10 protein-coding genes are annotated in these 12,255 nt (G+C 72.7%); 2 read left to right on the top strand and 8 right to left on the bottom strand.

The window, feature by feature from the left end; all coding sequences use genetic code 11:
- A partial coding sequence (locus FB474_RS20415) for a hypothetical protein (protein WP_221632720.1) occupies positions 1-767 on the top strand: 767 nt, incomplete at its 5' end.
- Between the two features lie 103 nt (positions 768-870).
- Positions 871-1,257, top strand: coding sequence for a hypothetical protein (locus tag FB474_RS20420; RefSeq protein WP_141790077.1), 387 nt, complete (start codon positions 871-873; stop codon positions 1,255-1,257).
- A 62-nt stretch (positions 1,258-1,319) separates the two neighbouring features.
- Here the strand turns inward: FB474_RS20420 and bar are convergent, their stop codons facing one another.
- The 8 genes from bar to FB474_RS20460 all read right to left on the bottom strand — a co-directional run bounded on the left by bar (position 1,320) and on the right by FB474_RS20460 (position 12,248).
- Entirely contained in the window at positions 1,320-2,453 is a 1,134-nt protein-coding gene (gene bar, locus FB474_RS20425; RefSeq protein WP_141790076.1) for a barbiturase, read from the bottom strand.
- A 5-nt stretch (positions 2,454-2,458) separates the two neighbouring features.
- The gene (locus tag FB474_RS20430) at positions 2,459-3,460 is read right to left on the bottom strand and encodes a carbamate kinase (RefSeq protein WP_141790075.1); all 1,002 of its coding nucleotides are present in this window, start codon (positions 3,458-3,460) and stop codon (positions 2,459-2,461) included.
- Positions 3,461-3,707: 247 nt separating this feature from the next.
- Positions 3,708-5,198 carry a carboxyl transferase domain-containing protein gene (locus FB474_RS20435; protein WP_141790074.1) on the bottom strand — a complete coding sequence of 497 codons (1,491 nt, stop codon included), beginning with the start codon at positions 5,196-5,198 and terminating at the stop codon, positions 3,708-3,710.
- Positions 5,195-6,382 (bottom strand): CaiB/BaiF CoA transferase family protein, encoded by a 1,188-nt coding sequence (locus FB474_RS20440; RefSeq protein WP_141790073.1) that lies wholly within the window; start codon positions 6,380-6,382, stop codon positions 5,195-5,197. The genes FB474_RS20435 and FB474_RS20440 overlap by 4 nt, the downstream gene beginning before the upstream one ends.
- Before the next feature lie 29 nt (positions 6,383-6,411).
- Positions 6,412-8,295 carry a hydantoinase B/oxoprolinase family protein gene (locus tag FB474_RS20445; RefSeq protein ID WP_141790072.1) on the bottom strand — a complete coding sequence of 628 codons (1,884 nt, stop codon included), beginning with the start codon at positions 8,293-8,295 and terminating at the stop codon, positions 6,412-6,414.
- A complete protein-coding gene (locus FB474_RS20450) occupies positions 8,292-10,400 on the bottom strand; it encodes a hydantoinase/oxoprolinase family protein (protein WP_141790071.1) in 2,109 nt (702 codons plus the stop codon). Before FB474_RS20450 ends, FB474_RS20445 begins: the two co-directional genes overlap by 4 nt.
- Before the next feature lie 284 nt (positions 10,401-10,684).
- Entirely contained in the window at positions 10,685-11,590 is a 906-nt protein-coding gene (locus FB474_RS20455) for a carbon-nitrogen hydrolase family protein (protein WP_141790718.1), read from the bottom strand.
- A gap of 1 nt (position 11,591) precedes the next feature.
- Positions 11,592-12,248: an SRPBCC family protein gene (locus FB474_RS20460; RefSeq protein WP_141790719.1), complete on the bottom strand. Its 657-nt coding sequence runs from the start codon at positions 12,246-12,248 to the stop codon at positions 11,592-11,594.
- Positions 12,249-12,255: the final 7 nt, after the last annotated feature.

Consider the following 12,255-nt stretch of genomic DNA (forward strand, 5'->3'; position numbering starts at 1 on the left):
GTACAGGTTTGGACCTGGTCACCGTTTCGAGAGGACTCCGTGTTCCGCACGAAGAGCAAGACCGAGCAGGCCAAGGACAGGTCGCCCAGGCCCAGGAGCTGTCGGCGTCGACCGCGGAGCAGATCCGCGAGCGCGTCGTCCCCGCCGTGGAGCACGCCGCCGAGGTGGCGCGCGACTGGGGGAAGCCGCGGGTGGAGGCTGCCCGCGACTGGGCCAAGCCGCGCGTCGAGCACGGGATCGAGGTGGCCGCCCCCAAGCTGGAGAAGGGCGTGCAGGACCTCGCCCCGCGCGTCGACAGCGCGCGAGACAAGATCGTCGACGAGCTGCTGCCCCGGATCGCCGAGGCCATCGCGGCCGCCGCCGCCGCCAGCGTCGCGGCCCGCGACGAGGCCGTCTCCCGCGGTGGCGACGCCGCGCTGGTCCTCAAGGGTGAGGCGGTGGCCAGGCCGAAGCGCCGGGGCCGCAAGCTGCTGCTCCTGCTCGGCCTCGGTGGCGCCGCGGCCGCGGGCGTCGCCGCGTTCAAGCGGTCCGCACCCAGGGCCGACCCGTGGGCCACGCCGCTGCAGGACCCCTACATCGCCCCCAGCGCCGGACGGTCCTCCACGGCCACGCCGGCGACCGACACCACGCCGGCCGCCACCACGACGGAGGAGCCGGCCGCCACCGAGGAGCCGACGGGCACCGAGGAGACCGGCGCGGCCAAGGACACCGCCGAGACCAAGCCCGACACCGCCAAGACGGTGCGCGGCGCCAGCGCCGGCGACTGAGCCGCGACCGCCTGAGCCAAGGCAGCAGGGGCAGGACCGTCAGGTCCTGCCCCTGCTGCCTTCGCTATGCTTCGGCCCTCCTCGAGCTGACCGTCCTGCCTGGATGGAGCCACCGTTGCGCTGGGTCATCGACGTGCGGCGCCTCGCCGCGATCGACCTGTGGGGCCTGCACGGCCGCCCCCTGCGCCGCCGCCTGATCACCCTCGAGTTCGCCCTCGGCATCGTGCTGCCGATGGTGCTCGGGTCGGTCTGCCTGACCGCGCGGGCCCCGTTCACCCGGGTCATCGGCGCGTGGCTGGTCGGCATCGCCCTCAACTACGTCCCGCTGGCGTTCCACGCCTTCCGGCTGTCCCGGCGCGGCGCACTCGAGGCCGAGCTGGCCGGGGTCGACGCCCGCAGCGAGCTGCGCCGCTACAGCCGGCGCCAGTTCGTCATCGCCATCCCGCTGGCGCTGCTGGTCATGTCGTTCCTGCGACCGCCCCGCCCCTGAACGCCGGTATGCCGTGCCCCTCACCTGGTGAGGGGCACGGCATACCGGGGGAGCGTGTCGGCTCAGCCGTTCCAGGTGTAGCCGGTCGGCTGCTCGCCCAGGTCGACGATGGCGGCGACGGGGCCACCGCCCTCGGGGCCCTGGTGGGCGGCGGAGACGGAGACGAAGACCGCCGGGTCGCCGGTCACGGCCGCGGTGACGCCACCGACGCAGGACTTGATCTGGCGGTGCCAGTGCACGTCGGAGTCGTCGAGCATCGCGTTGCGGCGGCCGTGGACGGTGCCGTCCTGGCTGGCCTCGCACTTCAGGAAGACGTTGACCAGGCGGCCGTCGAGGTCCGAGGTGTGCGGGCGCTCGGGCAGGTCGAGGCCGGCGTCCTTGATCGCGGCCCAGATGCCGTCGGCGTCGAGGGCGTCGTTCATCACCGAGTGGCCGATGCGGTAGCGGCCGCCGACCCCGCGGGCGTTGCCCACGACGACGATCTGCGCCTGGTCGAGCTCGACGCCGGAGGAGCAGGAGGCGACCGAGGAGTACAGGTCGCGGTTGTGCATGACGTCCTCGTCGCTCGGCATCTCGATCTCGCCGAGGGCGACGGCGATGCCGAGGCCGGTGGTGCCGTTGGACAGGTCCATCGACTCGTGGGTGTGCTCGGTCCAGACCTGCTTGCCGCGAGCCTTGGCGTCGCGGATGGTGTGGATCGTCAGCAGCGGGGTCTTGGTCTGCACGTAGTGCACGTCGGCGACGTCGGTGATGCCGGCGCGCTCCATGGCGACCTTCACGCCGGCGGCGACCTTCTCGATCATGCCGGTGTAGCCGATCTCCTCGGGCAGGATCGGCTCGCTCATGGCGAACCCGACGGTGAGGCGCGGCTCGTCGGTCTGCACGGCCCTGGCCGGGTCCACGGTGGCGAAGATCGTGGCGTGGGGGCTGATCACGCCGTCGGTGCCGCCGGACCACACGATCGGGATCTGCTTGACCTGGTCGGCCGGGGCCCCCTTGGCGACGAGCACCTCACGGAACGCCCGGTCGGCGATGATCCGGGTGTAGTCGTTGACGCCGCCGTTGCCCTCGGTCTTGCCGATGATGGCGATGACGCGGTCGGCCTCCATCACGCCGTCGTCGATGAGCTTGGCCAGCTCGGAGGCGTCGGCCACGCTGTGGATCGGGACCTTGCGGACCTCAATGGCATCAGGCACGGGTGTCACCCTTCGTTCTCGGTGGGGTTCTGCGGTGTGGGGTTCTGTCCTGCGGGGTCGTGCGGCTTGGCGGGACGGCCCTCGATGACCGTCCCGTAGCTCCCGGTCACGGCCTTGTCGATCTGCTCCAGCGCGGTGATCACGGCGCGCGGGCCGCCGGACTCGACGAAGCGCAGCGCGGCCTCGACCTTGGGGCCCATCGAGCCGCTGGCGAAGTGGCCCTCACCGGCGATCTCGCGCATCTGCTCCAGGCTGACCACGCCGATCTCCTCGGCCTGCGGGGTGCCCCAGGCCTTGATGGCGTGGTCGACGTCGGTGGCGATGACGAGCACGTCGGCGTGCACCGACCGGGCCAGCAGCGCCGCGGTGAGGTCCTTGTCGATGACCGCCTCGACGCCGCGCACCGTGCCGTCCTCGGCGCGGACCACCGGGATGCCGCCACCGCCGGCCGCGACGACGACGTAGCCGGCCTCGATGAGGGTGAGCAGGGTGCCGGTCTCGAGCACCTCACGCGGCTCGGGCGAGGCGACGATGCGCCGCCAGCCCTTCTCGCCGCGGTCCTCCCAGAGCTGGCCGTGCTCGATCAGCGGCCTGGCCTGCTCGTAGGGCAGGAACCGGCCGACCGGCTTGGTGGGGTGGGTGAAGCCGGGGTCGTCGACGTCGACGCGGGTGCGCGTGACGATGGCGGCGACGGGGCGCTCGACCCCGCGCCGGGCCAGGCTGGCCTCGAGGGAGTTCATCACGGTGAAGCCGATCGTCGCCTGCGTCTGCGCCCCGCACCAGTCCAGGGAGACCGGCGGGACGACGGTGGCGGCCAGCTCGTTCTTGACCAGCAGGTTGCCGACCTGGGGGCCGTTGCCGTGGGTGATCACGACCTCGTGCCCGGCGGCGATGAGGTCGGCCACCGACTCCATGGCGGCGGCGATCGCGGCGCGCTGCGCGTCGGGGCTGGCGCTGCCGTCAGGGCCCGTCATGGCGTTGCCGCCGAGGGCGAGGAGGACCCGCACGGGCTGCACCTGCTTTCACCTGGGGCCGGCCGCGCGGGACGCGGACGGGCGATGCGGCGAGCCTACGGACGAACCACCAGACCCCGCGTTGGCAGACCCTGCCCAATGACCGCCCGCCTCTTGGCACTTGTACGCCGCGCGCCATGCCGCTTCTCCCCGCCGAGAGGGACGTTTCTCCGGGTTGGGAGGGCCAGAACACCGGAGGAACGTCCCTCTCGGCGGAAGGGTGGGGGTGGGAGTGGCGGCCTCAGCCGAGGCGGCGGTAGCGGGCCAGCCGGGCGGCGAGCCGCTCGGCCGGGTCTGCGCGCAGCAGCAGGCCCAGCTCGTGCTGCAGCACCTGCGACATCCGCGCGCAGAACTCGGCGGGCTCGTCCGCGGCGTCGGGGTGCTCGGCGACGATCCGGTCGACGATGCCCTCGCGCAGCAGGTCCAGCGACCGCACGCCCTGCGACGCGGCAAGGTCCGGCGCGTGGTCGGTGTCGCGGTAGAGGATCGCCGAGGCGCCCTCCGGCGGCAGCGGCGAGAGCCAGGAGTGCTGGGCGCAGATGACCCGGTCGGCCGGCATGAGCGCGAGCGCTCCGCCGCCGGTGCCCTGCCCGAGCAGCAGGCAGACGGTCGGCGCGTCGAGCATGACCAGCTCGGACAGGCAGCGCGCGATCTCGCCGGCCAGCCCGCCCTCCTCGGCCTCGCGGGACAGCGCGGCGCCCGCGGTGTCGATGACGCTGACCAGCGGCAGCTTGAGCTCCCGGGCCAGGCGCATGCCGCGGCGGGCCTCGCGCAGCCCGGCCGGGCCGAGCGGGTTCTCGAACGTCTGGTGCTTGCGGTCCTGGCCCAGCACGACGCAGGGCGCCCCGCCGAAGCGGGCCAGGGCGATGAGCAGCCCCGGGTCCTGCTCGCCCTGGCCGGTGCCGTGCAGCGGCACGACGTCGGTGGCGCCGAGCTTGAGCAGCGCCCGCACGCCGGGCCGCTCGGGCCGGCGCGAGCGCAGGATCGAGTCCCACGCGGGCAGGTCGGGCAGGTCCTCCCGGGGCAGCTCGGGCACCACGGGCAGGTCCTCGCGCGGGGCCATGAGCACGTTCAGCGCCCGCGAGGCGACCTCGGCCAGCGCCTCGACCGGCAGCACGGCGTCGATGAGGCCCTGCTCGAAGAGGTTCTCCGAGGTCTGCACACCCTCCGGGAACGGCGCGCCGTAGAGCGCCTCATAGACCCGCGGCCCGAGGAAGCCGACCAGCGCGCCCGGCTCGGCGACCGTGACGTGGCCGAGCGAGCCCCACGAAGCGAAGACGCCGCCGGTGGTGGGGTGGCGCAGGTAGACGATGTAGGGCAGCCCGGCGTCCTTGTGCGCCGCGATCGCCGCCGAGATCTTGACCATCCCGACGAAGGCGCTGGTGCCCTCCTGCATCCTGGTGCCGCCCGAGGTCGGGGCGGCGAACAGCGGCAGCCCCTCCCGGGTCGCCCGCTCGACCGCGAGCACCAGGCGCTCGGCGGCGGCCCGGCCGATCGAGCCGGCCAGGAACCGGAACTCGCCCAGCACCACGGCGACCCGACGCCCGCGCAGCCGGGCCGAGCCGGTGATGAGCGACTCGTCGGTGCCGGCCTTCTCCGCCGCGGCGGCGAGCTCGGCGGCATACGCGCTGCCCGGCTCGGCCACCGGCACCGGTGTGGTGTCCCAGCTCTCGAAGCTGCCCTCGTCGAGGACGGTCTCGATCAGCTCACGGGCGCCGAGGCGGCGGGTCACGACGCGGTGCCCTCGGCGTCGCGCTCGTCGAGCCAGGCCCGCACGCTGGCGTTGTGCTGGCCCAGGGCCGGTGGGGCGAGGTGCTCGGCCCGCCCCCCGGCATACAGGTTGTCGTCGAAGCGCAGCGGCGGCCCGGGCAGCTGGACCGTCCCGAGCACCGGGTGGTCCACGTCGATGACCAGCCCCTGGGAACGGGTCTGCTCCCACTCGTAGACGCGGTCCAGGGTGCGCACCTCACCCGCCGGTATGCCGGCCGCGGCCAGGGCGGGCAGCAGCTCGGCGAGCTTGCGGTCGGCGAAGGCGGCGTTGACCGCGTCCACGACGGCGTCGCGGTTGCCGACCCGCTCCCGGTTGGTGGCCATGCCCTCGGCGTCGGGGTCCAGCCCGAAGGCGGTGCAGAACTTGCGCCACAGGCCCTCGCTGCCGACGGCGATCTGCAGCATCCCGTCGGCGCAGGAGAACAGGCCGTAGGGGCAGATGCTCGGGTGGTGGTTGCCCTGGGCGCGGCCCACCTCGCCGGCGACGGTGTAGCGGGTGCCCTGGAAGGCGTGCACGCCCACGATCGCGGCCAGCAGGCTGGTCCGCACGACCCGGCCCCTGCCCGTGGTGGTGCGCTCGTGCAGGGCGGCGACGACGCCGTAGGCGCCGTACATCCCGGCGAGCAGGTCCCCGATCGGCACCCCGACGCGCGTGGGGTGGTCGGGGTCGGGGCCGGTCAGCGACATCAGGCCGGCCTCGCCCTGCGCGATCTGGTCGTACCCGGCCCGGCCACCCTCCGGACCGTCGTGGCCGAAGCCACTGATCGAGAGGATGACCAGGCGCGGGTTGAGCTCGTGCAGCCGCTCGACGCTGAAGCCGAGCCGGTCGAGCACGCCGGGCCGGAAGTTCTCCAGCAGCACGTCGGCGTGGGTGACCAGCCGGGTCAGCGTCGCCACCCCGTCCTCGCTCTTGAGGTCGAGGGTGATCGACTCCTTGTTGCGGTTGCAGGACAGGAAGTACGTCGAGATCGGGTCGTCCTCGGGCCCGACGAACGGCGGGCCCCAGCCGCGGGTGTCGTCCCCGCCGCCGGGCGTCTCCACCTTGATGACCCGGGCACCGAGGTCGCCCAGCATCATCCCGGCGTGCGGGCCGGCAAGGGCGCGGGTGAGGTCGATGACGGTGGTGCCGTCGAGCGGTCCGGTCACGATGTCGGTCTCCTGTCGGTCTGCTGCGGTCAGAGCCAGTCGACGTCCGCGGCGGTGGCGCCGGCGGCCAGCGTGGCGTAGCCGGGTCCGCGGTCGAAGAACGGCTGCTCGCCGCGGTCGGCGCGGCGCTCGGCACGCAGGGCGTCGGACGCCGCGGTGTCGATCACCGGCTCGTCCTTGGTGCCCGTGGCCACGACGCCGTAGTCGGTGCGGGCGCCCTCGAAGGAGACCTTGCCCCACCTCAGGTCGCGCTGCACCTCGTCGTACGGCCGCTCGAGCGGGTCGCCCCAGCCGCCACCGCCGGTGGTGCGGATGCGGATGACCTCCCCGGCCTTCACCGGCTCGTGGTCGGCGAGGGCGTCGACCTCGCGCTCGTTCGGGCCGCCCGCGTCGATGGTCACCTGGAACGGCTTGCCCGCCTTGCCGCCCTTGACGCCCCAACAGGCCAGGATCGAGCGGTCGGCGATGGACATGAAGTTGGCGTCCTTGAGCATCCGGATCTGCTTCTCGTAGCCCAGGCCGCCGCGGTAGCGGCCCGCGCCGCCGGAGTCGACGGCCAGGCCGAGGCGCTCGACGAGGAACGGGAAGCGGCTCTCGGTGAACTCGGTCGGCAGGTTCCGCGAGTCCGGCACGACGTGGATGGTGTCCTCACCGTCGGCGTAGTACCGGCCGCCTGAGCCGCCACCCAGCACCTCACGCATGAGGTAGTCGTTGCCGTCGCGGTCGTGGCCGTAGACGCCGGTGTAGCGGATCGTCTCCTGGTCGGCGGGCATCTTGCCGTCGACGGCCTTGGCGATCACGCCAGCGAGCACGCCGAGCAGGCGCAGGATGACGAACGTCCGGGCGTTGGTCGGCGCCGGGAAGATCGGCGTGAGCAGCGTGCCCTTCTCGGGGAACTTCATCTCGATGAGCGGCACGATGCCCTCGTTGACGTCGAGCTCGGCCATCCGCTCGGGGGTGTCGGCGAGGTTGCGCAGGATCGGCGCGAGCCACTTCTTGAGGAAGTTGCCGTCGGCGTAGTCCCCGCAGTGGTTGATCGGGCCCTTGGCCTGCGGCGCGGTGCCGGTGAAGTCGATGACGATCTTCGGGCCGTTGCCGGGGCCGCCGGTGCTCGTCTTGGTCAGCGTGATCCGCTGGGTGTGCAGCCTCGGCTCGTCGACGCCGTCGTGTTCGGCGTAGTCCTCCCAGACGTACTCGCCGTCGGGGATCTTGGACAGGATCTCGCGGCGGTAGGTCTCGGTGGTCTTGTCGAGGATCGCGTCGAAGGCCGCTTCGACGGTCTCGCGGCCGTAGCGGTTGAACAGGTCCGACAGGCGCGCCGCGCCCATGAGGCAGGCGGAGCACTCGGCGTCGAGGTCGGCGGCGAGGGACTCCGGCATACGGCTGTTGCGCGTCATGATCTTCAGCGCGGCCTCGTTGGGCACGCCGGCGTCCCACAGCCGGATCGGGGGCACCATCAGCCCCTCCTCGTAGACGCTGGTCGCGCCGGAGGGCATCGAGCCGGGGCAGGCGCCGCCGATGTCGTCGTGGTGGCCGAAGGCCTGCACGAACGCGACGACCTCGCCCTGGTGGAAGACGGGGACCGTGACGCACAGGTCCGGCAGGTGACCGATGCCGCCCTCGGACTCGTAGACGTCGTTGTGGAAGAACACGTCGCCCTCGCGCATGGTCTCGAGCGGGTAGTCGCGGGCGACCGGGTGGACCAGGGCGCTGTACGAGCGGCCGGTCAGCTTGCGCAGCCGCCGGTCGTGGATGCCGGCGCGGAAGTCGTGCGCGTCGCGGATCATGGGCGAGCGGGAGGTGCGCGCGATGGCGGTCTCGACCTCCATCTCGACGCTGGCCAGGGTGCCCTCGACGATCTCCAGGACGATCGGGTCGACGTTGAGGGCCGGGGTGTCGGTCACAGCGGTCACTTCGCGCTCTCCTTGGTGATCACGAGGTTGCCGTACGCGTCGACGCGGACGGTGAAGCCGGGGTGGACGGGCACGGTCGAGCCGAACTCCTCGACGATGACCGGCCCGGCGACCTCGTCGCCGGCCCGCAGGTCGGGGCGCCAGTAGATGCCGGCGTCGACGTAGCCGTCGGCGGGGTCGAAGCAGACCGGGCGGGTGCCGGTGCGGGCGCGCTCGACGGAGTCGGCGGCCCCCTCGATCTCGGCCAGCTCGGGCCGGGTGATCGGGCCGATGCCGGTGACGCGCAGGTTGACCCACTCGACCTGCTGGCGCGGGTCGTCGCGGAAGTCGTAGCCGTAGAGGCCCTTGTGCGCGTCGTGGAACGCGGTCGCCACCGTCTCGGCGAAGGCGGCGTCCACTGCGCCCTCGGGGGCGTTGACCCGCACCTCGAAGGCCTGGCCGAAGTAGCGCAGGTCGACGGTACGCACGTAGCGGTGGTCGGCCCGGGCGAAGCCCTCGGCGTCCAGGGCCTCGGCGGCGCGCTCGGTCAGCTCGGCGAAGGTCTTCTCCACGCCGGCGAGGTCGAGCGCGGCGTGCTTGGCGACGGCGGTCTGCACGTAGTCGTTCTTGACGTCGACGGTGAGCAGGCCGAACGCCGAGACGTTGCCCGGGTTCTGCGGCACGACCACGCCGGCGAGGTCGAGGATGTCGACCAGGCGGCAGGCCAGCAGCGAGCCGGAGCCACCGAACGTCGCGAGCATGAAGTCGCGCACGTCCAGGCCGCGCTTGACCGAGATCTGGCGCAGCGCGTTGGCCTGGTTCCACGCGGAGATCTCGAGGATGCCGGCGGCGCACTCGTCGGGGGACAGGCCGAGCCGCGCGGCCAGGGCCTCGATGCCGGCCTTCGCGGCGACGGCGTCCAGCGGGATCTCGCCGCCGAGCAGGTGGGCCGGGATCCGGCCGAGCATGACGTGGGCGTCGGTGATGGTCGGCTCGGTGCCGCCCTTGGCGTAGCAGAGCGGGCCCGGGTCCGCGCCGGCCGACTTGGGGCCGACCTTGAGCGTGCCCTCGGGGGAGATCCACGCGATGGAGCCGCCGCCCGCGCCGACGGTGACGACGTCGATCATCGGGATCTTGGACGGGTAGGCCCCGACCGTGCCCTCGGTGGTCAGGGTCGGCTCGCCGCCGAGGACCACGGACACGTCGGTGGAGGTGCCGCCGCCGTCGCAGGTGAGGACCTTGTCGAAGCCGGCCTTGCCGGAGATCAGCGCGGCACCGAGCGCGCCGGCGGCCGGGCCGGACAGCACCGTGGTGATCGGCTGGTGCACGACCTCGTCGGCAGAGAGCACGCCGCCGTTGGACTTCATGATGTAGAAGGGGATCGAGTCCCGGTCGGCCGAGGCGGCGCCCGTGAATTCGTCCAGGCGGGTCTTGATGTTGGAGACGTAGCGGGACACCTTCGGCTTGACCGCGGCGTCGACCAGCGTGGTCATCGAGCGCTCGTACTCACGGTACTCCCGCAGCACGTCGCTGGAGATCGAGATGACCGCCTCGGGGTGCTCGCGCTGCAGGATCTCCCGCATCCGCAGCTCGTGCTCGGGGTTGGCGTAGGCGTGCAGGAAGCACACGCCGATCGTGGTGATGCCCTGGTCGCGGAACCAGCGGGCCACCTGCGCCGCGCCCCCTTCGTCGAACGGGCGGACCTCGTTGCCCTCGAAGTCGAAGCGGCCCTCGACGGTCTTGACCAGGTCGGCCGGCACGATCCGCGGCGGCTTCACCCAGAAGTAGGAGTTGCCGTAGCCGTCCGGCACCGCCTGGCGGGCGATCTCGAGGATGAACTCGTAGCCCGCGGAGGTGATGAAGCCGAGCTGCTCGACCTTGCCCTCGAGCAGCTGGTTGGTGGCCACCGTGGTGCCGTGGCAGACGGCGGTGACGTCCGCGCCGGTCGCGCCGAGCAGGTCGAGGACCTTGTGCACGCCGTTGATGAAGCCGTCGGCCGGGTTGGCCGGGGTCGACGGCGTCTTGGTCGTGATCAGCGCGCCGGAGTCCTCGTCGAAGGCGACGACGTCGGTGAACGTGCCGCCGGTGTCGATGCCGATGCGGATGCGACGTGGGGTCTGCGTCATGGCGTTCCTCGGGCGGGAGAGGTGGGAGCTGGCGGGGCGCCGGGCGAGCCGGCGGTGCCCTCGATTCAACTCGCGCCGCCACCCCGCGTCCCTGTCAGAACCTGCCAAGACCCTTGGCAGATCTTCATGCACACCTCGGGTATGCCGTGTCCGCGCCTCCCGAGCGACCCCTCACCCCCGCGCGAAGCCCCATCCGAGCGCACCACATCCGTCGAATCGGCCGCGAGTACGCGGCCATTCGACGGATGTGGTGCGTTCGGTCGAGGAGGTGGGGGTGGGGCTGCTCAGACCTGGAGGTGGGGGAAGCTCGACGCGGCGGGGCGCTCGAGGTCCTCGCGGTAGTTGCGGATCAGGTCCAGGTTGCGGTCGGCCAGGTGGTCGAAGCCCTGGCCGACGCTGGAGCCGGGGGTCAGCGAGCGCAGGGCCTCGTCCGGGTCGAGCCGGGCGACCACCCAGGACTCGTGCGTGGCGGCCTTGGCGGCGATGTGCGCGATCGGCGTGATGATGTGGCTGTTGCCGAAGTAGAGCACCCCGGCCGGGTCGGTCCCGGTGGCGTTGGCGCCGATGACGTAGACGTGGTTGTCGTAGGCCCGGGCGCGGCTGGTCAGCTCCCACACGTCGGCGCTGCGCAGCAGGGCCGACGGTCGGCAGATGACCTCGGCGCCCTGCACCGCCTGGATGCGGGTCAGCTCGGGGTAGTCGCCGTCGAAGCAGATGATCATGCCGATCCGGCCGAGCTCGGTGTCGACGACGGTGACCGTGTCGCCGGGGGTGACCCAGCCGCCGCGCGAGCGGATCTCGGTGCAGAACGGGTGGGTCTTGCGGTAGACGCCGAGCAGCGAGCCGTCCGGGCCGATGAGGGCGCTGGAGTTGTAGACGACCCCGCGCTCCTCGCCCCGCTCGTAGGTGCCGACGCAGACGTGCACGCCGAGGCGGGCCGCCGCGGCCTGGATCGGCTCGATCACCGGCCCGGGCAGCCCGGAGACGAGGTCCCACAGCTCCTCGGGCGTGCAGTCCGGGGTGAAGCCCGTGGTCGCCGACTCCGGCAGCACCACGAGCTCGGCCCCGGTCGCCTCGACGCAGCGGGTCAGCCAGTCGACGCACTTCTCGACGTTGGCCTTGACCGCGTCGGGGGACAGCGGCCCGGTCACGGGCGCGATCTGGACGGCGGCAGCGGTGAACGCGCGCATGTCAGTGCCTCCCGGCGACGATGCCGACGGCCACGCCGGCGAGGGCGATGGCCGCTCCGACCACCGTCCCGATGAGGAAGTCCCGGCCGGTGAACCCGGCCCGGGCGGCAGGTGCCGGCGCGGCATACACGGCCCCGGTCGGCGCACCGGGCGCAGCCGGCGCACCGACGACGGCCGCCTCGGGCACCGCCCCGGCGGGCACCGGCACCGCCACGCGGACCCCGGCGATGTCGTTGTCGACGGCGGTGAAGAACTGGCCGGCCATCTTCTTGGCCACGCCGGTGAGCATGCGCTGCCCGACGCCACCGATGGCCCCGCCGACGACCGCGTCGGCGTCGTAGGTCAGCGCGGTGCCGCCGGTGGCGGACTGCTCGAGCAGCACCTTGACGTCGGCGCTGACCGTGCCTGGCCCGCCCGCCCCGGAGGCCTTGAGCACGAAGGAGCCGGGCGGGTTCTGCTCGGTCAGGGCCACGTCACCCTCGTAGGTGCCCTTGATGGAGGCCACGCCCGCGGTGATCGTCATCTTGTAGGCGTCCGGGCCCACCTCGCGCAGCTGCTGGCAGCCCGGCAGGGTGCGGGCGAGGACGGCGGGGTCGTTGAACGCGGCCCAGACCTGGTCGACGGGGGCGTTCAGCGTGGCTGATCCGGAGATCTTCATCGGCGGG

This window comes from Oryzihumus leptocrescens (genome assembly GCF_006716205.1).
GTDB lineage: Bacteria > Actinomycetota > Actinomycetes > Actinomycetales > Dermatophilaceae > Oryzihumus > Oryzihumus leptocrescens.